This is a genomic window from Paracoccus seriniphilus (assembly GCF_028553745.1).
GTDB classification, from domain to species: Bacteria; Pseudomonadota; Alphaproteobacteria; order Rhodobacterales; family Rhodobacteraceae; genus Paracoccus; species Paracoccus seriniphilus.
In genome coordinates this window covers 307,676-334,631 of the sequence record NZ_CP067130.1, presented here as the reverse complement: position 1 = coordinate 334,631, position 26,956 = coordinate 307,676, and the positions used below count along the sequence as shown (strand labels likewise).

Annotated in this window: 21 protein-coding genes; 3 read left to right on the top strand and 18 right to left on the bottom strand. The window is 61.5% G+C overall.

The annotated features are described in order from the left end of the window. Window positions 1-81 precede the first annotated feature (81 nt). Window positions 82-3,093, top strand: coding sequence for a hypothetical protein (locus JHW44_RS15200; protein ID WP_089344214.1), 3,012 nt, complete (start codon window positions 82-84; stop codon window positions 3,091-3,093). 105 nt (window positions 3,094-3,198) lie between these two features. On the opposite strand, the gene JHW44_RS15195 is transcribed toward JHW44_RS15200, so the two are convergent. From JHW44_RS15195 to JHW44_RS15160, 8 genes are all read right to left on the bottom strand, one after another. Next, on the bottom strand, window positions 3,199-3,594 hold the full coding sequence (locus tag JHW44_RS15195) for a CBS domain-containing protein (RefSeq protein ID WP_089344213.1): 396 nt from the start codon (window positions 3,592-3,594) through the stop codon (window positions 3,199-3,201). A gap of 172 nt (window positions 3,595-3,766) precedes the next feature. Next, on the bottom strand, window positions 3,767-4,756 hold the full coding sequence (locus JHW44_RS15190; protein WP_089344212.1) for an FAD:protein FMN transferase: 990 nt from the start codon (window positions 4,754-4,756) through the stop codon (window positions 3,767-3,769). A 3-nt stretch (window positions 4,757-4,759) separates the two neighbouring features. Further along, window positions 4,760-5,980 (bottom strand): NADH:ubiquinone reductase (Na(+)-transporting) subunit F, encoded by a 1,221-nt coding sequence (gene nqrF, locus JHW44_RS15185; protein WP_089344211.1) that lies wholly within the window; start codon window positions 5,978-5,980, stop codon window positions 4,760-4,762. Further along, a complete protein-coding gene (nqrE, locus tag JHW44_RS15180; protein WP_089344210.1) occupies window positions 5,977-6,588 on the bottom strand; it encodes an NADH:ubiquinone reductase (Na(+)-transporting) subunit E in 612 nt (203 codons plus the stop codon). Before nqrE ends, nqrF begins: the two co-directional genes overlap by 4 nt. Continuing rightward, entirely contained in the window at window positions 6,585-7,250 is a 666-nt protein-coding gene (locus tag JHW44_RS15175; RefSeq protein ID WP_089344209.1) for an NADH:ubiquinone reductase (Na(+)-transporting) subunit D, read from the bottom strand. Before JHW44_RS15175 ends, nqrE begins: the two co-directional genes overlap by 4 nt. Window positions 7,251-7,253: 3 nt before the next feature. After that, window positions 7,254-8,054, bottom strand: a complete 801-nt coding sequence (locus tag JHW44_RS15170) for a Na+-translocating NADH-quinone reductase subunit C (RefSeq protein WP_089344208.1) — start codon at window positions 8,052-8,054, stop codon at window positions 7,254-7,256. Next, on the bottom strand, window positions 8,047-8,823 hold the full coding sequence (locus tag JHW44_RS15165) for an RnfABCDGE type electron transport complex subunit D (protein WP_089344207.1): 777 nt from the start codon (window positions 8,821-8,823) through the stop codon (window positions 8,047-8,049). Before JHW44_RS15165 ends, JHW44_RS15170 begins: the two co-directional genes overlap by 8 nt. Next, a complete protein-coding gene (locus JHW44_RS15160; protein ID WP_089344206.1) occupies window positions 8,820-10,082 on the bottom strand; it encodes a Na(+)-translocating NADH-quinone reductase subunit A in 1,263 nt (420 codons plus the stop codon). The genes JHW44_RS15165 and JHW44_RS15160 overlap by 4 nt, the downstream gene beginning before the upstream one ends. Before the next feature lie 124 nt (window positions 10,083-10,206). Between JHW44_RS15160 and JHW44_RS15155 the strand changes: the two genes are divergently transcribed. Continuing rightward, window positions 10,207-11,391, top strand: coding sequence for a cytochrome c3 family protein (locus tag JHW44_RS15155; RefSeq protein WP_218822567.1), 1,185 nt, complete (start codon window positions 10,207-10,209; stop codon window positions 11,389-11,391). 569 nt (window positions 11,392-11,960) lie between these two features. Continuing rightward, complete coding sequence (locus tag JHW44_RS15150) at window positions 11,961-13,427, top strand: acetyl-CoA hydrolase/transferase family protein (RefSeq protein ID WP_089344205.1); 1,467 nt, start codon at window positions 11,961-11,963, stop codon at window positions 13,425-13,427. A gap of 108 nt (window positions 13,428-13,535) precedes the next feature. On the opposite strand, the gene JHW44_RS15145 is transcribed toward JHW44_RS15150, so the two are convergent. From JHW44_RS15145 to JHW44_RS15100, 10 genes are all read right to left on the bottom strand, one after another. Then, entirely contained in the window at window positions 13,536-14,717 is a 1,182-nt protein-coding gene (locus JHW44_RS15145; RefSeq protein ID WP_245847054.1) for a Hint domain-containing protein, read from the bottom strand. 570 nt (window positions 14,718-15,287) lie between these two features. Further along, a complete protein-coding gene (locus JHW44_RS15140; RefSeq protein ID WP_179217702.1) occupies window positions 15,288-18,779 on the bottom strand; it encodes a glycosyltransferase in 3,492 nt (1,163 codons plus the stop codon). Between the two features lie 642 nt (window positions 18,780-19,421). Then, on the bottom strand, window positions 19,422-20,762 hold the full coding sequence (wecC, locus tag JHW44_RS15135) for a UDP-N-acetyl-D-mannosamine dehydrogenase (RefSeq protein ID WP_089346201.1): 1,341 nt from the start codon (window positions 20,760-20,762) through the stop codon (window positions 19,422-19,424). Beyond that, on the bottom strand, window positions 20,762-21,892 hold the full coding sequence (wecB, locus tag JHW44_RS15130; RefSeq protein WP_089346202.1) for a non-hydrolyzing UDP-N-acetylglucosamine 2-epimerase: 1,131 nt from the start codon (window positions 21,890-21,892) through the stop codon (window positions 20,762-20,764). Before wecB ends, wecC begins: the two co-directional genes overlap by 1 nt. Window positions 21,893-22,214: 322 nt before the next feature. Beyond that, window positions 22,215-22,802, bottom strand: a complete 588-nt coding sequence (locus JHW44_RS15125) for an SCO family protein (protein ID WP_089346179.1) — start codon at window positions 22,800-22,802, stop codon at window positions 22,215-22,217. After that, window positions 22,799-23,416, bottom strand: coding sequence for an SCO family protein (locus tag JHW44_RS15120; protein WP_089346180.1), 618 nt, complete (start codon window positions 23,414-23,416; stop codon window positions 22,799-22,801). Before JHW44_RS15120 ends, JHW44_RS15125 begins: the two co-directional genes overlap by 4 nt. Beyond that, on the bottom strand, window positions 23,413-23,946 hold the full coding sequence (locus tag JHW44_RS15115; RefSeq protein WP_245847491.1) for a copper chaperone PCu(A)C: 534 nt from the start codon (window positions 23,944-23,946) through the stop codon (window positions 23,413-23,415). Before JHW44_RS15115 ends, JHW44_RS15120 begins: the two co-directional genes overlap by 4 nt. 62 nt (window positions 23,947-24,008) lie before the next feature. Then, entirely contained in the window at window positions 24,009-24,851 is an 843-nt protein-coding gene (locus JHW44_RS15110; RefSeq protein WP_089346181.1) for a copper uptake system-associated protein, read from the bottom strand. Further along, window positions 24,848-26,017 carry a methanobactin export MATE transporter MbnM gene (locus JHW44_RS15105; RefSeq protein ID WP_089346182.1) on the bottom strand — a complete coding sequence of 390 codons (1,170 nt, stop codon included), beginning with the start codon at window positions 26,015-26,017 and terminating at the stop codon, window positions 24,848-24,850. The genes JHW44_RS15110 and JHW44_RS15105 overlap by 4 nt, the downstream gene beginning before the upstream one ends. Before the next feature lie 2 nt (window positions 26,018-26,019). Then, the gene (locus tag JHW44_RS15100) at window positions 26,020-26,859 is read right to left on the bottom strand and encodes an MbnP family copper-binding protein (RefSeq protein ID WP_245847493.1); all 840 of its coding nucleotides are present in this window, start codon (window positions 26,857-26,859) and stop codon (window positions 26,020-26,022) included. Between the last annotated feature and the right edge of the window lie 97 nt (window positions 26,860-26,956).

Genomic DNA, 26,956 nt, shown 5'->3' with positions numbered 1-26,956 from the left:
GGGTTATCAGATTCCATTAATAGGCGTTTATATTTCTCATTTTGCAATCGGGGGTAGATCATGGTGCGCAGCAGGATTCCGATGGTCGCTCTCTCTTTCCTGTTGTCCATGACAGGACCGCTGGCCGCCTTGGAAAGCACGGCTCCGGTCGGATCTGGTCAGGCCGCTGATCTGCCCCTGCCCAGCACATTGCCACTGATCGATTACGAGAAACGCCTGTTCCCCTGGGTCGCCCGGCGCGAATATGTCGAACTGGGCTGGAAACGGGACAAGAGCTGGCGCGATACCGGTCCCTTTGTCTTCAACATGAGCTTTGGCATCCACCCGGCTGTTCGCATGTATTATTCGCCCGAGATCATCTCATGGCTTGAAGCGGGCCGCGATGGCGCGATCCCCGATGGTGCCATCGTGATCAAGGAAATGGTGACGCCACCTTCGGCGAAATACAACGAGCATCTTGCACAGTTGCAGCAGCAATACCCGGATGATCCTGAAAAGGTCGTCGATGAGATGGCCGATTATGCCTATGAGACGGGTGGCCTGAACTGGACCGTGATGGTCAAGGACAGCAAGCTGTCCCATGGTGGCTGGTTCTTTGCCTCGGTCTATTTTGCCAATCCAGACGACATGGCCGCGCGCAAGCCGGTCATTGATGCTTTTGCGCCGCCCTTCAGTCCGCCTCTGGCAGCCAGCGGGGACGGGATGTGCATGCGTTGTCATGCCTCGGCCGCCGAAGAGCTGATTTTCTCGGCCCTTGAAAACATCGAAGGATATCCGGGTGAGCCGGTGATCTTCCGCGTCGACGAAAGCTGGCGTGATCTGCCCAAGCCGCAGAAACCGGGCTTTGGCGCCGATCTGACCGAATTCATCGACCTCTACTTCAGCGATGCCCATGATCCGGCGGCCATGCGCGCCGCCCATCTTGCAGCGGTCAAGACCTCGCCGGACAAGGTGAACAGCGCCTTCCTCCAGATGTTCCCGCCCGCAAAGGGGATCGATGTCAGCCATACCGATCTTCAGACCTTGCCGAGCGAATGGCTGGACCATGTGCCCGCGCGCCCGGATGACACCCAGCATTTCCTGACTTCGGACAATTGCCTTGGCTGCCATGGAGGGCTGGGCGGCGCGCCCTCGGGCGTGACCATGTTCGTCAAGGACGGTCCCGACTATGGCGATGGCTACAATATCTCGGAATACGGGGAATGGCGCTGGTCGCCGATGGGGCTTGCCGGGCGTGACCCGATCTTCTACGCGCAGCTGGAATCCGAGTATGCCTTGCTGGAACAGGCTGGTGCGGGCGATCTGTCGGGCAATCTTGGAACGACCTGCCTGTCCTGTCACGGCGCGATGGGGCAACGCCAGTTGTTGATCGACGCGAAAAACGATCCCGACAAGGGTCTGAATGCCAATGTCTTCAAACCGGAATATGCCCTGCTTCATGCTCCGCTGACCACGCAGCAACTGGAACAGCAGATCGCGGATGGCAGCTATCCTTACCATGAATATGGCAATCTTGCGCGAGAGGGCATCTCGTGCACGGTCTGCCACCACATTGCGCCGCCGCAACAGGCCGGGGACCAACCCGCTTACAACAAGCTGGACACCTATCTGATGAACGGGACGACGGGGGTGTTCCGCATGACATCTGCGGATGAGTTGATCGGCCCCTATGCCGATATCCGCGAACGCCCGATGCAGAATGCCATGGGCATCAAGCCGGTTCACGACGAATACATCAAGGACAGCGAGATGTGCGGCGCCTGCCACACGATCAATCTGCCCAATGTCGATGCTGCAACGGACAAGCCTCTGCCCGGCTTCACGGCGGCAGAACAGAAGATCCTGAACGATGCGGCACGGAACGCGGTGGCGTTCCTCGGCTCCGAATATGATGCCAGCTATCGCGAGCCGCTGGTCGGCTTCCAGCATTCGGTCGAGCAGGCCACATATCTTGAATGGCAGAACAGCGAATATGCCGACAAGGACACGCTGCAGTCCTGTCAGGACTGTCATATGAAGGACAATTTCGAAACTCTGGATGGCAAGATCAGCATCGACGGCCTGACCACTCAGATCGCCTCGATCCAGGACAGCAATCTGCCCGAAGTGCCCAATTCCTTGCCCCATGACGAGATCGAGGTGCCCTTCCGCGATGGCTACAAGCGACACAATTTCGTTGGCCAGAACGCCTTTCTGATCGAGATGCTGTCGCAATTCGATGAAGAGATGGGATTGGGATCGCGGGACCCGATGACCTATGCCACCAATGGCGCGCAGCTTTCGATCGACACAATGGCGCTGCAGGCACGTGACGAGACGGCAGATGTCAGCATCGAGAGCCTGAGCGCGACTGACAATGTGGTCGAGGCGGTCGTCAGTGTCGACAACAAGACCGGGCATCGCCTGCCTTCGGGTGTCGGATTCCGCCGCGCCTTTCTGGAACTGCGCGTCACCGATGCCAGTGGCCGGACGGTCTGGTGTTCGGGATGCACCAATGAGGCTGGTGTGATCCTGGGGCCGGATGGCACGCCGCTGGCCACGGAATTCCTGGATGTCGTGCCCCCCGGTGCGACCGAGGCGCTGTATCAGCCCCATCACGACCTGATCGAGGATCAGGCACAGGTCCAGATCTATGAGGAATTGACCCAGAACGCCGAGAAGCAGTTCACCACCAGTTTCGTTCATCGGGTCTATCATCCCAAGGACAACCGCCTGTTGCCATGGGGCGCGGCAGAGCCGGGCACGGAGGCATTCGAGAAACGGTTCGGCACATCCGAGGTCACGGCAGCCTTCATGAAGGCGACCATGCCGGAAGGCCGCGCCGCAGCTGACGCCGGCGTCAAGGCGGGCCGGGATGAACTGACATACAGGATAACCCTGCCCGAAAGCATCGACCCCAGGGAGGTCACGGTTTCGACGACGCTCTACTTTCAGGCGATCCCGCCCTACTATCTGAAGCAACGCTTTGAAACCGCGCCCGCGGGTCCGGCGACGCAACGGCTGTATTATCTGGCAAGCCGTCTCAGAACCAAGGGCACGCTGATCGAAGACTGGAAGCTGAAGCTTCAGGGTGACAGCGCACGACTTCCCTGACGGCATTCCTCGCCGGTCTGCCGGATCATGTCGACGGCCCCTCCATTGAGGCGCATCTGCTCTGGGCCGGACGTTCAGATGTGGCGTGCTGATATTGTCGGGGCGCTACCCCAGTTCGACAAGACGTTTCAGAACGTCCGAACGTCTTACCATGCCGATCAACTGCTCTCCGTCCAATACCGGAAAGCTGCGATAGGGCTGGGACAGAAAGGCCTCGGCGGCGGCAATGACGTCAAGGCTGGCAGGCAGGGTGGCGACATCTGCGCTCATGAAATCCGCCACCGTGCCCTTCCATTCCTGATAATAGCTGGCATTCAGCGAGGGGCGAAAGCAATCCTTCTGGCTGAGGATGCCCCGCAGGGCCCCGCTGTCATCCACGACCGGGGCCGCCGCGCTGCGCTGTTCCAGCAGGATGGCCACCGCACGCCGGATCGGCATGTCAGGGGTCAGCCTCGGCATGTCCCGGCGCACCAGTGCCTGCAGGGTGTCATCCTGGCTCATGGGTGATCCTTCCCGTGGCGATGCGGGCAGCCCTCGCATGCGACATCCTTCAGACAGCTCATTCCGCCGCAAGAGCCCTTGACAGCCCCGCGTCCCAGCAGCGAACCCAACCCAAGCCCAAGGACTGCCAGCAGAATGATTCCAAATCCCAACAGAATTTCCATGCCCCGCCCTATATCATATGGCGGTCGAAACCGCCGGTGCTCTCGGCCCGCAGGTCCGAACCGTTCCGAAACAGGAACAGCGCCGCAATGCCTCTGTCCCGCGCGATTTCCGGCCCCTGCGCACCTGCGGCGAACAGCGCGGTGGCCCAGCCATCAGCCTGCATGGCCTTGGAACCAAGCACGGAAACCGAGGCCAGATCGCCCTGGGCAGGACGCGCGAGACGCGGGTCGATGATATGGCCATAGTGGCGCTGCCCCAGGTCATAGCCCTGCGCGCGCAGCCCGGATGTCGCCACCGCCATGTCAGCGGGCAGATGCAGACCAGCCGCGAAACCCTGACGCTCGCGGCGCGGATCCTCGATGGCCACCTGCCAGTCACGCCCCGAAGGATGCTGCCCGGCGCTTTTCAACTCTCCGCCAAGATCGACCAGCACATCTTCCAGACCCGCATCCCGAAGATGTGCCAGCATCAGGTCCAGCGCGTGGCCCTTGGCGATGCCGCAAAGATCCATGGTCAGGCCCGGCAACTCCTTGCGCAGACTGTTCCCCTCAACCGACAGGGCCTGCCAGTGGCCCGCCTGTGATCCGGTGATGGTGCCAAAGCCCCATTGCGCCACCAGCGGCCCGACGGTCGGATCGAACCAACCGTTGCTGTCGCGCGCCATCTCCAGCGCCGCGCGGGCCACGAAGGCGGCCTCGGGCGCGACCGGGCGTTCACCGGAGCCGATGTTGAAACGGGTCAGATCGCTGTCGCGACGCCATGGCGACATCTGCCGGTCGATCCTGTCCAGCAATGCCGTGATGGCTTTGCGCCTGGCCTCCAGGTCGACGCTGACAGGGGCGGTGATGCGCCAATGGCTGGCAAAGGCGCGCCCTCCGATGCTGTGGGTGGCGGCACGGTCAGGCACGATGATGGCGGGGGCGGCCTGCACGGTGTGAACCCCCAGCGTGGCACAGCCCAGGGCGATCATCTGACGGCGGGTGGGGTGGATCGGCATCGCTCAACCTCCGAAATCGTCATTATAGATGGAATGCGGCTCGACGCCCAATTGCGCCAATGTGTGCAGCACGGCGGAGATCATCACCGGCGGCCCGCACAGATAATATTCGCAATCCTCGGGCGCGGGATGCGAAGACAGCGCCGCGCGGACGGTATCATGGATGAAGCCCGTCGCCCCCTTCCAGCGATCCCCGGGCGCGGGATCAGAAAGGGCGGGCGTCCAGGTGAAATTGGGATGGGCCTTCATGATGGCGTCGAATTCATCGACATAGAACAGATCAGCCGCCGCGCGGGCCCCGTAAAAGAAGCGCATCCTGCGGTTGGTTCCCGCCCCGATCTGTTCGTGGATCATCGCCCGCAGCGGGGCCATGCCGACACCACCGCCGATAAAGATCATCTCGCGCTCGGTGGATTGGACGTGAAAATCCCCGAATGGCCCCGAGGCCTCGATCCTGTCGCCGGGCTGACGCGAAAACAGCCATGAGGACACCACCCCGGGCGGCAGGTCATGCTCCTGTCCGGCGGGGGGCACGGCAAGGCGGATGTTGAAGACCACGCGACCGACATCCTCGGGCCGGTTGGCAATGGAATAGGCGCGGGTGACCGGCTCGGCCGAGACCGAACGCATCTGCGGCCAGTCGGCCAGTTCCCAGATGTCGCGAAAACGGTCCTCGACGCGGATATGGCTGAAATCCAGTTCATAGGGCGGGGCGGTCAGTTGCAGAAAGCTGCCGGCGCGAAAGTCAAAGGGCTGCTCCGCCGGAAGCTCCAGCACCAGTTCCCGGATCAGGGGCGCAAGCTGACGGTTCGAGATCACCCGGCAGGTGAAACCCGTCGCCCCCAGCAAGGCATCGGGCACCGTGACCTCGCAGGAGCCGCGCAGCGTCGTCTGACAGGCCAGTCGGATATGCGCCTTGCGTTCGGCCGCAGAGAGGATGCCCTTTTCAGTGGCCTGGGCAACGCCAGCACCTTCGCCCCGAACCTCGACGCGGCACAGGCCGCAGGTGCCCGAGCCACCGCAGGCCGCCGGGATGCCGATATCGGCCCCATGCAGCACCCCCAGCAGCCGGTCGCCACGCGAGGCCGCGATCTGTTGACGGCCATTGACGGTGACGCGAACGGCCTCGGGCGGGATCAGGCGTTGTCGTGTCGCCAGCAGCGCCAGCGTCAGCAAGACGATCAACAAGATGACGATGCCGGCGCCCAGAACGATCTCGGTCATGGTGCCACCATTTGCGCAAAGGCGGAAAAGCCAAGTGACATCATGCCGGCCAGGATGAAGGTGATGCCCAGCCCGGAAAGCCCTCTGGGCAGATCGGCATAGGCCAGCCGCGCGCGGATCGCCCCCAGCATCACCACCGCCACCGCAAAGCCAAAGCCCGCGCCAAGCCCGAAGACCGCCGATTGAGCAAGGTCATAGCTGCGTTCGACCATGAACAGGCTGCCGCCAAGGATCGCGCATTGCACGGTCAGCAGGGGCAGAAAGACCCCGAAAGAAGCATGGATGGCCGGAAAGAACCGGTCCAGCACCATTTCAAGCAATTGCACCGTGGCGGCAATCACCCCGATGAAGGCGATCAGCTTCAGATAGGACAGATCGGTTTCGGGCAACCCCGCCCAGGCCCATGCCCCGGGCGCCAGAAGGCTGTTATAGATCAGGTGGTTCAGCGGCACCGTCACCCCCATCACCCCGATCATCGCGATACCCAGCCCCAGAGCCGAGCCTGTCTTGCGCGACAGCGCGATAAAGGTGCATAGCCCCAGAAAGAAGGTCAGCGGCATGTTCTCGACGAAGGCCGCGCGCAGGAACAGCGAGAACAGATCGGTCATGCGGCCTCCTCGGGATCATCGGGGGGCTGGAACTCGGGCGTTTCGGCTTGTTCGGGCAGGATGCTGCGGATCGCCCAGACCAGACCGCCCAGCAGGAAAAACGCAGAAGGTGCCAGCAACATCAGGTTCAGCGGCGTATACCAGCCCCCCTGATCGACGGTCGGCAGGACCTGCCAGCCAAGCAGCGATCCGGCCCCGAACAGCTCGCGCAGCGATCCGATGACCGTCAGCACCAGCGAATAGCCCAGCCCGTTGCCGAGCGCATCCACCATGGCGCGCAGCGGCGGATTGTGGCGCGAAAAGGATTCGGTGCGGCCCATGACCAGACAGTTCGTGGTGATCAGGCTGACAAAGACCGACAGGCTCTGGCTGATCTCGAACAGATAGGCCTGCAAGAGCTGGTCGATGACAATGACCAGCGAGGCGACAATGACGATCTGCACGATCAGGCGGATGGAATCGGGAATATGGCGCCGGATCAGGCTGATCACACCTGCCGAAATGACCAGCACCACCGTCAGCGCGGCCGACATGGTCAGCGCCGTGGCCACCGAGGTCGTCACCGCCAGCGCCGAGCAGATGCCCAGGATCTGCAGCGTCACCGGGTTCTGCCGCACAAGCGGCTGGGTCAGGATCTGCCAAAGCTCGGGGCGCGCGGACATGACCTAGAACTCCCCGCGCTTGATCGCATCCAGCAGCGGGCCATAGCCGTCCGGGCCCAGCCAGAAGCGGATGATGCGGGTCATGGCATTCGAGGTGCGCGTTGCACCGGTGATCCCGTCCACCTCGAACTCGCTGCCCGCCACACCCTTGGCGACGGCAAAGCGGACCTCTCCCGAGGCATCGGCAATGGATTTTCCACGGAACTGGCCCAGCCATGCGGGTTCCTCGATCCGCCCGCCAAGGCCCGGTGTTTCGGACTGACCGGTGATTGCCAGCCCGGCGATGGTGTTCATATCGGCCCGCAGCGCCAGAATGGCGTCGATCGGTCCGTTATAGCCGCTGCCGCTGATGGGCAGTAGCGCAAGGGACAGCGCGCCATCGCTGTCGCGCAGGAAATAGACCTGGGCATAATCCGGGCGCTGACCCAGACCGGCCAGATCCTGCGCCGCGGCCAGTCCGGTCCAGTTGCTGCTGTCCTGCAGCGCGGCGGACAGGGTCGCGGGCGTCACATCCCCCGCCACGGTGCCGCTGTCCAGATCGATCACCACGGTTGACAACTGCCCGCCCTGTTGCGCCAGCAGATCGGACATGCCGGGGATTCCCGCGATCAGCGTTTCAAGCCGTGCCTGTTGCTCGGCGGCGCGGTTGGCCGTCTGGATCGGGCGCAGGATGACGGTGGCGCCGCTGACGAACAGCGCACAGACGGCCGAGACCAGAAAGGCAATGACCAATGTCTTGGTTCTGCTTTCATTGGGCAGCGCCAACAGCCTGCGCCACGCGGTGATCGGATTCATCTCAGCCATGACGTCTTCTCCTGCGCGCCAGCCACAGCGCAATCGCGATCTCGTCCAGAAGCGGCGCCGACAGCGAAGTCAGAAGCGCTGCGGATATGGCGATCTGGGCCGGGGCCGCGCCTTGCCATCCACTGGCAAACAACAGGCAAAGCGCGGCGTAAAGCGCCCCGTTCAGCCATCCACCCAGGCGGGTAGAGGCGCTGGCCACCGGGTCCGTGACCAGCAATGCAAAGACGATGCCCGCCAGGGGCAGAACTTCGGTCACGGGAAATCCTGCCGCCAGGCCCGCTCCGGCAACCGCCAGCGCCCCAAGGATCATCCGCAGTGACATGACGCCGAACAGCGTGCCCATCAGCAACGCGGCGATGGCCGCCCATGACACCGGCGCGGCAAAATCATGCCATGGCGCCGCCGGAAAGCCGAAACCCAGGAAAGCCAGCGTGACCGTGGCCGGATGCAGCACATTGCGCCCCCATCCGCCAAAGACCAGTTCGGCCATCACCGTGCCGAAGCTGATTCCCATGACCATTTGCCCCACGCCCAGATCCTGCGGGGCCAGCATGGCAATGGCCACGCTGCTCAACGCCCCCGCAAAAGAGGGCGGCTGCGCGCGCGCCAGCATGAAGACCAGATGCCAGATGCCCGAAACCACCAAGGCAAAGACCAGCCGCCACAGCGCATCCAGGCCGCCAAATGCCAGCCATGCCAGCACCATCGGCATGATTGCCAGCAGCAGGAGCAGCGCCACCATTTCGCGATCCCAGAGTCCGCGCCTCATCGGGCATCCTCCTCATCCGCTATCCGGTTCAGCATGGCGCGCAGCTGATTGGCCAGACGTGGCCGCGCGCCGGTGACATAATCTGCCAGTGCCAGATCCTCTTCGACAAGGGACAAACCGCCCAGACGGACAAAGCTTTCGCTGTCCGCACAGGCCAGGCAGCGGACCAATGCCGCCGGCGGCAGGGCGCCGCCAAGCGCCTGATCCAGGGCCATGGTCGGAATGATCGGGGCATGGCGCGCCGCACGTTCCAGCGCGGCACCAAACCAATGCTGCCTTTTGGGTGTGTCCTCGCGTGTCAGCACGGTCATCTGCCGGTCACGCGGGGCCAGCCAATGGGCAGCGCGCCCGTCAAGCATGGACCCCGACAGCAGGTCATGCGGGCCGGGCCGCAGCAAGGGCTGGCTGAGACCGCGCAGATCGGCGCCTTGCTGGCATCTGACCAGCCGCTGCTCGCGCAGCGCATTGCCGGTGATGGCGACAAGCCGGGTTTCCGGCAGGTGGCCGGTCGCCAGCAGCCCCCCCAGATCGGTGATATCCTCGGCATGGATGTCCCAGACCGGGGCCTCGATCCGGGCCGGGAAATGGCGGTGAATGGCCAGACCGGCAAGACCCTGAGGATGGGTTCTGGCAATATAGAGACGCTTGACATGCGCGGGTATACCGGTCGGGCAGGGGCGGTCCTTCGGCGCGCACAGGAAACAGGGCGCATCCGTCAGACGCGCCAGGGCATCGAGACCGCGCAGGAAATCCTCTTCCCGCCCGGCGATGGCCTGAAGTGGTGCCGGGGCCCCGGGACGGCTGTCGGCCAGCATCACGAAGATCGCTGCGGGGGTCTCCTCGGCCCGAGGCATCCGTCCGAATGGCCGGCTGCGAAACGCCCGCCACAGCCCCGAGCCCTGCAACAGCGTGCGCAGCCCTTCACGGCCATCGGCAGGGTGGAACTCATGCCGGTCGCCGCCGGATTCGTGAAACAGCACGATCTGGGACAGCTTGTGACCCGGGTTCAGCTCGATCCGCGCCACGCGTGCCGCCATGGGGGCCACAAGGGAAATCCCGGGGGCGGCGCGCAGACGCAGCAGCGGTTGGCCCTGCGCGACCACGGCGTCCTCGTCCACCAACAGATCGACGCGCAGCTCTTCACCATGTGCTGGCGTGACGGCGGCCTTGACGGTCAGGCGGGTTTCGGTCCCGGTCGCTGCAAGAGGCGGCGCGGAATCCGGCAACGCAAGCCCAGAAGAAAGAAGCGAAGCGAGCATCGTTTCTCCGTCAATCACGATCCTGACGGGCCGAGTGTATCAGGAAATCATTGTGAGAATAGCAGCAAGTTGATAGCATGTTTGTCAGCGCGAATGTAGCCACTTCCTTGTCGGAGCACGCAATATGTCGCTGAAAAACAGACGTTTGTCCGGGATATATGTCATTTTGGGCCTGATGCTTTCCGTCACGCCGATGACCGGATTCGCGCAAGAGACGACCTCTTCGGAAATAGAAAGCATCGCCAAGGAGATGGAGTTCTACGTCATGCCGCAATCGGGACCGTTCCGGCCCGATCAGATCACCATTGCCAATCAGGCCGCCATCGCGGATTGGGCGCGTTCGGGCCATTCGGATGCCTCTTCCGAGGCCTTCGCGCATTGGAACGAAGAGGGCGAAATCCCCCCGGCATGCGCGACCTGCCACGCGGGGGCGGGGTTTCGGGCCTTCCACGGGCTGGATGGCAGCGCCCCGGGCCTGCCCGAGGCCCCGGTTCCGACGGGCGGCGTGGTCGATTGTGATACCTGCCACAACCCCGGATTGGGCAAGATCAACGAAATCACCTTCCCCAGTGGCCTGGTGCATCCTGTCAGTTCAACCGCCGAGGTGTCCTGCATGACCTGCCATCAGGGCCGCGCCGCGGGGAGCATGATCACGCGCGCGGTCGGAACGCAGGATGAAGACAGGGTTGATCCCGACCTTTCCTTCATCAACCCGCATTACGCGGTGGCTGCGGCCTCATGGCTGGGCGGCTATGGCGGCGGCGGTTATCAATATCCGGGCAAGGAATACTCGGGACGGTTCTTCCATGCGCGCCCGCTGGCGACCTGCGTGTCCTGCCATGATCCGCATAGTCTCGAGGTGGCACAGGAAAGCTGCATGACCTGCCATCAGGACGGCACGCCCGACAATATCCGCCTGTCGCGGATCAGTTTCGATGGCAGCGGCGATCTGGACAAGGGCATCCGCGCGGATATCGCCGCCAATGCCAAGCGGCTGCATGCCCTGCTGATCGAATATGCGCAGGATATCGCGGGCACCCCGATGGTCTATGACGGCCACCGCCATCCCTATTTCTTCGCCGATGCGAATGGAGACGGCCGCATTGACGAGGTCGATGGAAGCGCCGTGCCCTATAACGCCTGGACCCCTCGGCTGCTGAAGGCCGCCTACAACTGGAAATTCGTCACCTCCGACGCGGGGGCCTTTGTTCACAATCCGCATTATGCGTTGGAATTGCTGTATGATTCCCTTGAAGATATCGCACAGCCGCTGGGACATGACATCGCGGCATGGAATATCCGGCGCTAGGCAGTTCGTCGCAGGTTGTAGCAGAAACTGCGAGTATGGCGCGACAGATGGGGAAAATTCTCTCCCGGGAGCACGCAGCGAGACCGACGCGGTACCGTGGTCAGGGCTGCGCGCAGCCGCGCGATTGCCATGGCGCTGTTCCTTCGTCCTCTCGGCACATCGGCGACATGATTATGCGCCTCGACCCGACCGGGACAGGCAAGGTCGAGTGCCAATAGCCTGAACAGAGCGAACTAAAGAACGCGGATTCCACGAAGAACAGGTCATCACTTTTGAAACGCTGGCCTGTCATGCAGCCGGAGCCGGGCGCGTGCTTGCGCCAATGGATGCAGGACGCGCAAGCACCGGATCGCGAAAATGTCAGGCATGGTCGAGCGTTGGACGGGCCAGGCACCGCGCTGCGGCATCTTGGGGTCTTTTGGCCCGATCAGAGAAGTTGTAATCCACATGTAATTCCAGGCAGGAACAATCGTGCCGCCAGGCGGCACGAATTTCCTGTCGCACTGCAGAGGGAGCTATTCGTGACCAGATCCAACCGCATTTCCCCGACCTCGCTCAGATCAAGGATCATGAGCGCGGATGACGCTGCCTCGCTTATCCATGACGGCGCGGTCGTCGGGATGAGTGGATTCACCGGCTCGGGCTATCCCAAGGCTGTGCCCCTTGCGCTGGCCGCACGGATCGAGGCGCAGCATGGCGCGGGCAATCCCTTCCGGGTCAAGATCTGGTCGGGGGCATCGACCGGACCGGAACTGGACGGGGCGCTGGCCAAGGCCGACGGGATCGATTTCCGGCTGCCCTACAACTCGGACCCCATCGCGCGCGAGAAGATCAACGCGGGAGAGATGAACTATTTCGACATGCACCTCAGCCAGGTCGCCCCGATGGCCTGGCAGGGCTTCCTGGGCGAGCTGGACACGGCAGTGATCGAGATTTCGGGCATCACCGCAGAGGGCGATCTGATCCCTTCATCCTCGGTCGGCAACAACAAGACATGGCTGGACCGGGCCCAGAAGGTCATCCTCGAGGTCAACAGCTGGCAAAGTGACGCCTTGAACGGGATGCACGACATCTATTACGGCACGGCCCTGCCGCCGAACCGCCTGCCGATCCCGTTGGTCAATCCCGACGACCGCATCGGCCAGCCGCATTTCAGGGTGGATCCGGACAAGATCGTCGCCATCGTCGAGACCGACACCCCCGACCGCAACGCGCCCTTTGCCGCCCCGGACGCCACGGCCAATGCCATCGCCGGGCACCTGCTGGAGTTCCTGCGCCACGAGGTAAAGCTGGGCCGCATGCCGGCCTCGTTGCTGCCGCTGCAATCGGGGGTGGGCAATGTGACCAACGCGGTGTTGTCGGGGCTGATGGACAGCCCCTTCGACAACATGACCGCCTTTACCGAGGTGATTCAGGACGGGATGCTGGACCTGCTGGACGCGGGCAAGCTGCGCATGGCCTCGGCGACGGCCTTCTCGCTCAGCCCCGAGGCCGCCGAACGGTTCAACAATGACGCGGCGCGCTATCGCGACAAGCTGATCCTGCGACCGCAGGAGATCTCGAACCACCCCGAGTTGGTGCGGCGGCTGGGCTGTGTGGCGATGAACGGGCTGATCGAGGCCGATATCTACGGCAACGTGAACTCGACCCATGTCATGGGGTCACGCATCCAGAACGGCATCGGCGGGTCAGGAGATTTCGCGCGCAATGCCTTCATCTCGATCTTCATGACGCCATCGACGGCGAAGGGCGGCAAGATCTCGGCCATCGTGCCCATGGCCAGCCATGTCGACCACATCTCGCAGGACGTGCAGGTGATCGTGACCGAACAGGGGCTTGCCGATCTGCGGGGTCTTGCGCCGAAGCAGAAGGCGGAACTGATCATCGCGAAATGCGCCCATCCCGACTATCGCGACGCGCTGCGCGACTATTACGACCGCGCGCGACGCAGCTCTTTCGGACAGCATGCGCCCAATGTCCTGTCCGAGGCGCTGAGCTGGCATCAGCGCTTTGTCGAGACCGGCTCGATGAAATAGAAACCCGTCATGTCGCGGTCATCAACTGGTGGCCACGACTTCAGGCAAACGCCGGGGGCGGAACGAACCACCCCCGGCGTCACCTTGTTCCTGGCCTGTTGCCACCGTTCAGTGAACGAAGGGCTTGTTGTTCTGGACGTGCCGCATGGCAAGCTTGCGCGCCTGCCGCCCGGACAGAAGCTCACGCGCGCCTGCCGGAGCGTAATCGGCTTCCTTGAGTTCGGGGAAGAGCGCAAAGATTTCGGCGCGGGCGGCTTTGCCGACACTCTTCAGGGCTTCGGAGCCGGTGTAGAGGGATTCGGTCTCGGCACCGTTGGAAACCACGACTTCATGCCGATCGAAGAGCATGTGGAAATATTCGACCTCCTCCATGTCGGTGGCGATGTCGATGCCATCCGCATGCAGCAATTGCTTGGCCGCCGCCAGAACCTCGTCGGTTCCGAACATCCGTTGCGCGACTTTCGAGCGAACGAGGACACGGTGCTGGGGCGAGACGACCAGATCAGAACTGGGGACAGACGTACCCAATGCGCCCGCCTTGATCCGGACAGGCCGCAGGTTCGGATTGTCATCAAGCCTGCGCCGACCCAGCTTGACCGAACCGATCCAGCGCAACTCTTGCAGGCCATTGTCGCGGGTGACGACAAGATCGCCAACCTGCAAGGCCTCGACAGGAACGTCTCCACGCTGGGTGCGGATCAGGGTGCCGCGCGTGAAGCAGGTGACGCCAAGTTCAAGATCGCCGGGGCCTTCGGACAAGGTAAAAACAGCGGTATCCAAGACGTCTTGGACGAAGTCACCTGCAGGAGCCAACCCCAAGCCATCAATAACTTCGGAAAGCGGAAGATCCACTGATACAAGGGGGATACCCAACACGGAACCCGTAACCGTTGCGCCCAAGCGATCGTCGGCCAGATCCTGATCCGAGATAATATATGCTGTATTGCTGCTTTGATCATAGATCACATGTCCCTGAACGTCATTCAGCGTGACGCTCAGAGACGCGAGATTGAAGCCTGTTCCGACACTTATTCCGACAGCGGCGCTCGACAAGGTAACCGGGCCGAGATACTCGCCCTCGATGTCCCCCGACCCAGTGGGAACGGTGACCGTTTCTCCCTCTTCGGCGATACTTCCGGTTCCGCCTTCATTGGTCGCAGAAATGTCGTCGGTGGTTTCCTGAACATTTGAAAAGAAGCCGCTCAGCAGATGCATTTCACCAGTGTTAAGGACATAGCCATCCACACCTAGCGTGATGAAATCTCCGGGGATTTCAGCAATATATGGCACGTATCATCTCTCCATTTTCAAGAACGCAGCCGCACAGCCGCGCAAAAAGGCAGGAACGCTCATATGGAGAGTGGTTGCGCAGTGAATCTGCGAGGCTATCCAGACGGCGAATTCCCATCGACGTGAAACCAGACCACTGCCTTGAGATAAGAGGCCGCCCGATCCACTCTGTCGGGCTACAGGTTTCCGGGTGTGAATACAACCGATAGTTGTATGTCCCGTTAACATTTCTTAACGCGAGATAGTCGACCCTCTCAGGAAAGGCCAGCCTTCATGATCGGTAAACTGACTGTCACAAGCATTTTGTGCCGGAAGCCCATGGGTTCCTCGCGGCTGGTCCGGACAGGGCTGCGCTGACTGCCCGGTCAAATGCCGGGCCATCCATCACTGCCTGGGACCGGGACCCGGTTGGATCCCGAAGCGGGCAAGCCGGCGATCCGCGCTGATGCCGCCAATCCAGTCAGGCCCAGACGCGGACCGACAGCCACGCGCCTGACGCAGCGATAGCAACGGCGGCATGTAAGGGAAATTCAGACTTGTTTCCACTGAAGGGCAGCCAGATCGCCCGCGTTACTGAGCTGACATCGATCCTTGGCCTGTCTGCCGCATCTTCAACAGGCCCTCGACCTCATCGAATTGGCGGCTGCGCAGGCTGGTGACGATCCTTTGGTGGATACGGTTTTCCCTGTCCTCGGCTTTGATCAGCGGCCAGGACGGGGAAAGAGCGTCTTCATCGAATCCCGTGGCTTCCAGTATCCGTGCAAAGCGTCCAAGAATGTCCCTGCGCCGCTCGGCAGGCAGCGCCAGCAGAACAGGCCATGGCCAGCCAAGAAAAAAGGCATGCAGCACCTGCGTCATCAGCAGATCGGTCAGGCTCTTCGAACCTGTTTCCGAGATGTTCTTTTCAAGCGTGGCAAGGCAAAGCCGGATATTGGTCAGGAACATCTCGACATCCGCCAGGCTCTTGCCGCCGCGCATGGTCGAGGTGTTATGGCGGCGATAGGCGACGGCAACGCGATCCAGCCCGGAGATGGCCATGGTGCCCGAGACCGCCTCGATGACGAAGGGGCGTTCTTCCATTTTCGGCAGGGCAAAGCGGATGTGCCGACGGTTCAGATAGTCCCGCCGGTACAGCCACAGCCAGCAATTCCAGCTTTGCAGGGCCTGCTTTTGGCCCATGATGCACTGATGCTGATCGGGTGGGAACAGGTCTTCCAGCCGATCGAGGACAGGCGCTTCAGCGACATGTTTGCCCCGGAACAACTCCTTGCGCCCCCTGACCATGTCAAGCTCATGGGCGTCGGCGTGTTCCACCGCTGCGGCAAGGAAACCCGGATCCGGCATCAGATCATCGCCATCCAGGAACCAGATGTAATCGCCGCGCGCAGCCTCGAGCCCGGCATTCCTGGCAAATCCCTGTCCGACATTCTGGGGCAGGGTGATGCTGACGATCCTTGCATCGATTTGCGCCAATGTCGCGACGATTTCGGGTGAAGCATCGCTTGGGCCATCGATCACCGCAATGATCTCCAGTTCGTGAAGTGTCTGAGTCCGGACCGAGTTGATTGCATCGGCGATGAATTTCTCGACCCCGAAAACCGGAATGACGACAGAGACACGAGGCGTGGGAACCGCAGGCGTTCTTGCGATCTTCAAGGCCTCCAGAAGCCGGGTTTCGTCCTCGGCCAATATGACGCTGACATCATCATCCCCAAGGTTTTTCAGCGCGTCATGGCAGTCCGGCGCATATGAGATGACATGGCCCTGCGGACCAATGTTGCGCAGCGCCGATTCCAGCAGGCGATCATCCCCGTGAATGATGTCGATGCCCTCGAATTCACTGAAAATAACCTTGTTACCATGCAGGAATATATCGAATTTCTGCCCCTGCCGATGAGCCTCTTCGACGATCAGGCTCAGGCTTCTTCCGCTTTTGCGATTGCCATAGGCGGAAAAGCTTTCGGCCACGACCAACCTGTCGCTCTGCAACAGGATTTCGGCGGGTTCATATTCGTCCTCGGACATCACGATATCCCCCAGAGTCACCTGGCCTGGACCGGCGACCTTGACGCCGAAACGGATATTCTCGCACTCCTCGGGTATGGGAAGGAAATGCTTGCCCGAGCTGCGCAGGCCAAAAGTGGAAATCGGCGTTCCTGCCGAAGTCGTCATTTCACACAGGACCGAGGCCGCCCGCACGTCATGCTGCAGCCGGATTTCCACGCCATTCTGGTTCAGGAGGTTCAACTCCCGGCGACGATAATGCCGCGACATCCAGATCACCTCCTTGCGGTCCTGGGACAAGGTCGAGTGAATGACAAGGTGCTGATCGGATTGCCGCGCGGACAGATGGGCGGTGTCGGCCATGTCGGCCGCCATCTCGGCTGTTCCAACCAGTTCGCGACGATGGGAGCAGGGAATCCGCGGTGCCGGGGGCGCATCTGCGACAAATGACGACATGGCCTTGGTGGCAAGGCCGGTGAAGGAAATTTGCAGATCGTCCACCTGCTGTGCCACCTGCGGCAGGCCGAAACCGTTCTTGCAATAATTGAACTCATCCAGCGCCAGCATTTTCCAGCCCGCCTCGACAAGCTGATCGTCCTCATACAGATTCAGCAATCTGCGGATGAGATCGCGGCTGATATGCTGTCCCGAAATCAAGGAGGCCCGCAGTGGCAGACCGCGCACGCCCCGATAGGCCCGGTCTGGGTGAAGATAGCGCGGATGCCCGTCAGCATCGGCCTCGAACCGGCAGAATTTCCCGACCGCATCGGCATTGGTGTAAGCGCGCGACAGGGCCAGATCGGTCAGGTAATGGGGTCCATAGTGATCATCGGGATGCAGCATGCCGATGAAATCCACGTTCTGCCGTTCACGCAGCACATGATCGATCATGCGCGCCTCATCGGAACAGATCCGGATCCGCGGGTCCTCGACATCTCTGCAAGGGAACGCGGTCAGCAGCAACAGTTCGCGATTGTCATGAACCTGCCTCGAGAAGGACCAGATGACACGATCAGCCTCGACCTGATTGCGCGCATGGGCAACCAGCAGGATACGGGCCTCAGCCGGACTCGCATCGCGCCCAAGCGTCAGCGCCAGCAGTGTTGCGACGCGATGCGCATAGCAATGTCGGGACATGACCTGCCGCAGACCCTGCAGGCGGAACTTGCGATAGGTCAGATCGTCCTGACAGCAGCTTTTCAGGCGTTGCAGCAGATAGGCGCGGTTGTCGGTGCAGATGACGGTATCGCCGAAAATGTTTCGCGTGGCGCGAGAGTAGTTGCTGACAACCACGGTATTTGACGCCAACAGCTCGAACACGCGTCGCGCGACCATGGTCTGGGACTGTTTGGCTGAATTCATGTTCAGGGCGAATTTGTAGCCCTTGTAGACCTGCGGGATCTGGGCATAGGGCACCTGACCGACAATCATCCCCTCAAATCGACGGGGAAAACGGTTCATGGCCCGGTTCTTGCCCTGATGCCGGTCATAGATCTCGACATCCTTCCATGAGGATACCGCATCCACCATGCGGCCGAAATCGCGGCGACGCTGGGGGAAGCGCTGGTAATATGAGCCGGCAAAAACGAATTTGTCCTTGCGGCGGCCAGGCATGAAAGGATTGTGAAGCCTGGGCTGCGCCGCAAATGGCAGCAGATGCACACGGTCATGGCCGATTGCTGCCTTGTAGGCCGGGATGCAATCGGCATCCGTGGTAAAAACATGATCGAACATCTGCGCGATGCCGAGAAAGCGCGAAAAATGGACCGGATCTTCCTTGTTCCAGAAGACCGTCGGTATCCTTTGCGCCTGACAAAGCGCGACCAATGCGGAAAGTTCGGGCCTGGCCTTGTCGGTCAGCCTTGCCCATGCTCCGCCGCTGCCGTTCCAGGCGGATTCGACCAGCAGCAGATCGGGGGCGAAATCGGCGATCTGGCTTTCGAACTGCATCGGGTCCAAGGCAAGATAATCGCACTCGGGTGCGAAGCAGGCCTCCGAGAATTCATCGAGGATTCCCGCGATCCTGACGCGACCATAAGCATCGGATCTGGCTACCAAATGAGTACCGGAATCCAGATTGGCACCGCTGTCTTCAAAAAGCTCTGCGGCCGGATTCTGTTCAAGGAAAATATTATCTTGCGATACGAGAAAAGCGTGTTCGAGCAAATCGTTTGCTGGTTTGTTTCTGCCCATACTTCTGAGTCGGTCTACAGCCGCCAAAAGGGATGCTGCCTGCCACATTTAAGCTAAACCCCTGCGAGACCGTTCCAACGCTGGTAACGCAGCCGGAACGAGGTTGCAATAAGTATAGGCAATACTACCTATTCCTTGAAAACTAACAAAAATAATTCTGAATTTGCAACTGTTCGAGTCAAAGGAGTAGTTGCGCGTTTGGAGAAGTCCGACCCCGCGACGACATGTCTCAACCTGCAACGAGGCGGTTCCGACCACGGCAATCCGCTTGCGCCAGGCGGCATTTCCGGGGTGGGTTTCACGATGGCAAGCACCACGGGAACCCGCAAACGGAACTTCCGTGACCAAAGATTTCGGGAATTCGGGGGCTTCGGGCGATGCTGCGATTTCGCATGGCATTCGCCTGAACAAAAAGGGCGCCCGGACAGTTTCTGCCGGACGCCCCTTGCTGTTGGTGTTGGGCTGACCAACCCGCGCGCAGCGCGGGTCGATTCTGCCGCGCTGTGGTCAGGCGGGCTGCAGCTCTTTGACAGCCGCTTCGACGGGCTCTGCCTTGGCCGGGGCCGCAGCCGGGGTCACCGCATCATGACCGACCCAGACACCGCGAGTGTCGATGACGGTGCTGTTGCGAGGCGCAGGCATGGATTTGAAATCATCGTGGTCGACCAGCAGGACGATGATGTCGCAGGTCTCGGCCGCCACACTCGGGCGCAGCAGTTGCGTCTTGCCTTCCAGCTGCGCCGGCAGGCTTTCGATATAGGGTTCGACAATGTCGACCTGCCCGGGATAGGTCTGCACCAACCGCGTCGCGATGGACAGGGCAGGGCTTTCGCGCAGGTCGTCGATATTGGGTTTGAAGGCCAGACCGAAGCAGGCAATCCGCGCGGGCGCGCCGCCCTTGGCGGCATGTTCGGCGACGGCCTGATGAACCTTGGCCAGAACCCATTCGGGCTTGTTGTCATTGATCTCGCGCGCGGCGCGGATGATCCGGGCCTCTTCAGGGGATTGGCTGACAATGAACCAGGGATCGACCGCGATGCAATGTCCGCCGACGCCGGGGCCGGGCTGCAGGATGTTCACGCGCGGATGGCGGTTGGCCAGGCGGATCAGCTCCCACACATTGATGTTCTGGCGGTCACAGATCAGCGACAGCTCATTGGCAAAGGCGATATTCACGTCGCGGAAGCTGTTTTCCGTCAGCTTCGCCATTTCGGCGGTGCGGCAATCGGTTTCAATGCAATCGCCTTCAACGGCCAGCTTGTAAAGCTTGCGCGCGCGGGTCGAGCAAGCCTCGGTCATGCCGCCGATGATGCGGTCATTGGTGACCAGCTCGGTCAATGCATGGCCGGGCAGGATCCGTTCGGGGCAATGGGCCACGCGGATATCCGAGTCTTCGCCAGCGTCCTGCGGGAAGGTCAGATCGGGGCGCGCTGCGGACAACCAGGCGGCCATTTGCTCGGTCGCGCCGACGGGGCTGGTCGATTCCAGAATGACCAGATCGCCCTTTTTCAGCACCGGCGCAATCGCAAGCGCTGCCGATTTGACATAGGACAGGTCCGGGTCATGGCCCTCGCCCTCTGACAGGAAGGGTGTCGGCACCGCGATCAGAAAGGCGTCGGCGGGCTCGGGCGTGGTGGTGGCACGCAGGCGCCCCGCCTGAACGGTGCGGCGCAGCGCGTCATCCAGTCCCGGCTCGACGATATGGGTCTTGCCCTGGTTGATCGTCTCGACCGCCCTGGCGTTGACATCCAGGCCGATCACATCGACGCCGCGCAGTGCAAAGACAACAGCCGTCGGCAGTCCGATATAGCCCAGGCCAACCATGCAGATATTCTTGAAGTCGTTCATTATTTCTTGTCCTTGAATTGCGCGAGTGCATCAAGAATCCGGGCGACGGCCTTGCCGTCGCCATAGGGATTATGTGCAAAGCTCATCTGGTCATAGGCGGACTGATCGCTCAGCAGCAGCGAGACCTGCTGCACGATCAGATCGGTATCCGTGCCCACCAGCCTGACCGTGCCGGCATCGACGGCTTCGGGACGTTCGGTCGTGTCGCGCATGACCAGAACCGGCTTGCCAAGCGAGGGGGCCTCTTCCTGGATGCCGCCCGAGTCGGTGACGATGATATCGGACCGGCTCATCAGCCAGACGAAGGGCAGATAGTCCAGCGGTTCGATCAGGTGGATATTGTCCGCCCCGCCCAGAATGCGCTGCACGGGTTCACGCACATTGGGGTTCATATGCATCGGATAGACCAGATCCACATCGGGGAAACGGTCCGCGATCTGGCGCAACGCCTGACAGATCCGCTCGAACCCGCCGCCAAAGCTTTCCCTGCGGTGGCCGGTGACCAGCACAACGCGACGGCCGGGTTCGATAAAGCTGAAACGCTCGGCCAGTTCTGCGCTCAGCGCAGCATCGTTGCGGATCCGCTCGACAACCTGCAGCAGGGCATCAATGACGGTGTTTCCGGTGACGATGATCTGGTCATCGGGCGTATTCTCGCGGCGCAGACTGGCCCGCGAAGTCTCGGTCGGGGCGAAATGCAGATCCGCCAGTGCACCCGTCACGCGCCGGTTGCCCTCTTCAGGCCAGGGCGAATACAGGTCACCGGTCCGCAGCCCGGCCTCGACATGACCAATCGGAATGCGGGCATAATAGGCGGCAAGCGTGGCCGACAATGTGGTTGCCGTATCGCCATGCACGAGCACCATGTCCGGGCGTGCCTCGGCCAGGACATCGCGCAGTCCCAGCAGGATGTCCGAGGTGACGCCCGTCAGGTCCTGACCCGGCTTCATCACGTCCAGATCATATTCGGGGCGAATGCCGAAAAGACTGGTCACCTGATCCAGCATCTCGCGGTGCTGGGCGGTGATGCAGACTTGGCTTTCAAAACGCTCATCGGATGCAAGACCCGTGACCACAGGTGCCATCTTGATGGCCTCGGGGCGGGTCCCGAAGATTGTAAGAACGCGCAAATTCTGTCCCTAACTATTCAGCTTAGATTTATGGAGGAGGCTTCTATTCATCCTGTGGTGGTATGACCAGACAATAATGCAATCACAGCGAATTTTTCACAGAACCGTCAAAACCTGTAAATGCAGGGCTTGTGGCGCGGGACAGGCGACGAAATCAATGTCCGAGGAGCTGCGTTGTTATCGACATCAGTCACAGTTGTCATCCCCCAAAAGCCACAGTCTGCGGCCTTCAGGAATCCGGCGAAAACACCGATTCATACTTGCTCATTAATTAATCATTGTCAAATGCTTGCCTGATAATCTTGCAGTTGTTTCAAACCGCCTATCCGTTCAACAGATCGCGGATTTTTCCAAGCGCCTCGTCGGGCGGGGCCTGATAGGCGATGGTGCCCGAGAATCGTCCCTGCGCGTCAAACATCAGCACCGAAGAACTGTGATCCATGGTATAGTTGCCACCCTCCAGCGGAATCTTTCTGGCAAAGACACGAAATGAGCGCAGCGCCCTGTCGGTTTCCTCGCGCGAGCCGGTGATGCCAAATGCGCCGGGCAGCCAACCGAGATACTCCTCGAGAATCGATGCGCTGTCGCGTTCGGGATCAACCGAGACAAAGAACACCCGCAGTTTCCGGCCTTCCTCGCCCAGCTCCTCTTTCCAGATCGCCAGATCTCCCAGGGTCGTCGGGCAGACATCGGGGCAATGGGTGAAGCCGAAAAACACCAGTGACGGCGATCCGCGCAGCGTATCGCGCGTAAAGGGCGCGCCACCCATCTGCACCAGTTGATAATTGCCCTGCCCAAGATCAGATGGTGCCAGTGACACCTGACCTCGATGAGACAGCCAAAGCGTTGCGGTTGCAGAACCAAGCGCCAGGACGGCCGCCAGCCATATAACCAGAACCCAGCGCCTCATCGCGCGGCCTCCAGCGCATGGCGCAGCTTGGACAAAACCCGCTCGGGGTCTTCCTGATAGGCTATCACCTGATCGAACCGGCCATCCCGATCGAACAACATGACGTAAGCGCTGTGATCCATGGAATACTCCCCGTCCTCCAGCGGAACCTTCCTTGCATAGATATGAAAGGCCTCCAGCGCCCGCGCGATCTCCCTTGCCGAGCCGGTGACCCCGATCACCCCCGGCAGCCACGAGGTATATGCGTGCAGCACCTCAAGCGTATCGCGCTGGGGATCGACCGTGACAAAGAAGACGCGCAGCGCATCCCCCCTGTCACCCAGTTCCTCTTTCCAGGCCGCGATGTCGGCAAGCGTGGTCGGGCAGACATCTGGACAATGGGTGAAACCAAAGAACACCAGCGCGGGTTGGCCAGCCAGGCTGTCCTGTGTGAACTCTCTGCCTTCGGTGGTGATCAGGCGATAGTCTCCGCGCCCCAGTTCGTCGGTGACCAGTTCGCTACGATCAGGCCCGGCACCACCGCCCAGCAGAAAGAACCAGCTTGCACCCAGACCGGCGGCCAGAACGCCCCCCCACAGCAGCAAGCGCAGATAGCGCAGGGACTTTCCGGTCATTCCTGCACCTTGGCGGTCATATGTTCGTGCATATGAGGGGCCATCTTGCCCGAATGACTGCGCGCATTCAGTGCCAGCACGTCAAAGGGCAGGGTCACATCGCCAGCATGTTCGAAATGCAGCGTCAGCTCATAGCTTTCGCCTTCCTGCAGCCGATCCTGCAACCCCATGATCATCAGATGGGTGCCGCTGGGTTCCAGCACCACGGTCTGACCTGCGGGTATCGGCAAACCTTCGGGCAGGGGACGCATCGTCATCACGCCATCCTCATGGGCCATTTCATGGATCTGGACATCGCTTCCGATCGGGGCCTGCACGGACAGCAGACGGTCATCCGTGCTGCCGTGATTGGCGATGGTCAGATAGCCACCGCCCACCGGCGCACGGGGCAGGGTGGCGCGCATGAAGGCCCCGGAAATCGTCAGATCCTCAATCTGAACCTCGGTCGTGTCAGGCATCGGCATTTCCGCCCGAACCGGCGACGAGAGCAATGTTGTACCCAGAAGAATGGCGCAAAGCAGGGGTTTCATCGAAGTCTCCTTCAGCAGTGTTTCCGCGTGACGCGGGTCGTGGCAAATTGTCGGCAAGGGGGTCATGGCTTGTCCCGTGGCGCATGGGCGGTGCCGGGAAAGGCATCGAAACGAGACGTGAAACCGGGACCAAGAGCAGCTTCGGCGGCGCGCATCTCGGCACGCAGGGCGGCGGCCTGAACGCGCGACACGCCCAGGCTGGTCAATGTCGCGAGCAAAAGCAGACTGTCATTGGACCACAGTTCGACCTGCCATTGCGTGCCCTTGCGCCGCAAAAAGGCCCTTGCGCCTACGCGACCATCGGTCCAGCCAGCAATCGCGACATCGCCGGCCAGCACCACGGGAGCAATCATGGCCTGCGGCGCGGCCAGCACATCGCGCAGCGCGCCGGCGATGGCGGCAATATCTGCGGCGCGATCCGTTTCGGATACGGCCGGGGAGGCAAGACTGACCGGATCGAATTCGGCCTCGGCTTCGACCGGGTCGATCAGAAAAAACATGTCAAAGCGCCCGCGCTTTTCAAAGATCATCGTTCCCGTCAATTCGTCACCTTCGACCAGCGGGCGGTTCACATTGGCCAGGCTGCCACGCATCTCTCCGCGGGCAAGCATGACAATCTCTCCGGCCGGAATATCCACCCAGGCGCGTTCGCGCATCCGGGTGTTGCCCCGCGCATCGGTGACCGGCTCCAGAAAGCGCACCATGCCGAAGGGCGTTTCGATGCCCAGCAGCCGTTCGTCCTCGGGGCCGTCATTGGACAGCGCCATATAGACCGCAGCCGAGCGTGCATTGACCGGCGTGGCAGGCAGTGAGGGATGGATGATCTGCATATCCCCCAGCAGGAATTCATGCGCCGGGGCGGGCAGGGCGGTCAGCAGCGTGAACAACACGGCAAGCACCCTCATGGCATCACCCTGTCGGCTGTGGCCGGATGCCCCTGCGGCCAGGGATCCCCATAGGCCGGATTGGTCAGAAAGCGCTCATCGGTCAGGCTCTTCAGAAAGGCGATGATATCGGAGATTTCGGACTCGCTGGCGGCAAATCCGACGATCATTCCGTCCTTGTGAGGGTTTCTGGCCCCGTCACCGGCATAGGGGCCATCGGTGATCTCGCGCCCCGCGCGGGCGTAATGGGCCAGCACCTCCTCCAGCGTTTCCGCCGATCCGTCATGGAAATAGGGGGCTGTCACCCCGACATTGCGCAGGGATGGCGTGCGAAAGCGCCCCATGTCCGAAGGATCGCCGGTGAACTCGTAAAATCCTGTCGCCCGGGGCGGATAGGCCCCATCGCCATCGATGTTATACAGGCCGGTGTTGTGATTGCCGGTCTCGCGCAGAGCGCTGCGCGTGGTCTGCAGGTTGTCGGTAAACAGCACGCCGACATGACAATGATAGCACTCGAACCGGTGATCGAAGAACAGCTGTTCGCCCCGTTTGGCGGCCTCGGAAAGGGCATCCTCCTCGCCCCAATACTTGAACCGGTCATAGGGGCTGTCCAGAGAGATCAGGCTGCGCTCAAAGGCCCCCAACGCGCGCGTCACGGTGAACAGATCGATGGCCGGGCGCTCGGGGAATACTTCGGGGAAGGCCTTGGCGTAATAGGGATCTCCGGCAAGCCGGGCGAAAATGTCGTCTTCGCGGCCATTGCTGCCCATCTCGTCAGGATTGTCGCCAAACAACGGGATCAGCGACTGGAACTCCAGGCTGGTCATATGCGGATTGCCCCAGGTCAGAACCGGGAAATAGCCGACATTGGCCAACCCCGGCACATTGCGAATGCCCGCTGTGTCATCGATCCCCACGGCAAGCGCCCGTCCATCGGTAAAGCCACGTGCCTGATCGTGACAGGATGCACAGGCAATCGTGCCGTCGCGGGACAGGCGTGAATCATAAAACAGGTGGCGGCCCAGTTCGACCTTGGCCGCGCTCATCGGATTGTCTTCGGGCACGGGGGGCGGGGCCATCCAGGCCGGCATCGGCCAGACATAGGGTGCGGTTTCCGCTGCCTCCGTCCCTGCGGCCCCGGCGGATGAAACCGCCAGAGCCAGAAGCGCCGTCAATTGCCGTCGCATGCCTAGCGCACCGATACCAGCTGTTGCGGTCCTGCCGGGACATCGCCATAGGGCAGGCCCAGCTTTCCCATCACGGTCAGGCAGTCGCTGTCCTCGGGAAATGACATGCAGCCGGGCGAGGTTTCGGGGGCATTGATGCGCAGATCGGCCTCGGCGACGACCGGCGCGGGGTCGATCACCACCAGATTGCTTTCCGGATCAAACCCGGTGAACATCAACCGCATGTGGTTGGGATTGGCGCATTCGCTTGGCGACTCGGTTTTCGAGGCCGATTTGCACATGGTTGAACCCAGATGCAGGAACCAGCCCTTCGGCCCATCCTCGGCCTTGTCGGTCGGCACCATGTCGATACGCAGGAACCGATAGCCGCCGCGCCAGTTCCAGAACATCGAGGTGGCATTAAAGGGCGCAGGCGCCGTCGTTGGGTCAACGTGGTTCTTGTCAAAGGGCACTGCGATGGTGAAGGCCAGCCCCTGATAGTCGCCATCGGGCACCGTGCCGCGCAGGCTGGTATTCATATCCGCGTTGCCGGTGCCATTACAGCTCGCCGAGCCATCCTCGAAATCCAGCAGCGCGACATCCCCCATCTGCCATTTGCCATCCTGATCCAGCGCGATGGGTTGCAAGGAACCGTCAGTGCGCAGCAGCGCCGGGGCAGAGACGAACATCCGGTAATCGGTGACCTCGACTGCGGCATCGGTCGCGCCCAGCCCCGCATAGCTGGTGCCGCAGGCAAAAGGCTGGCCCCCGATCTCGGCTGCGAAATTGATGGTGACAGGCTGATCGGCATGGGCCGGTGACGCCAGCGCCAGAAGGGCGAAACTGGTCAAGACATGCTTCATGGCATGGAACTCCTTGATGGTCTGAAACAGGGCGGCAAATCCGCCCCGCGTTCTTGCGGAGGATCACGTTCCGATGCGCAAAAGCGCCGGAACCCGT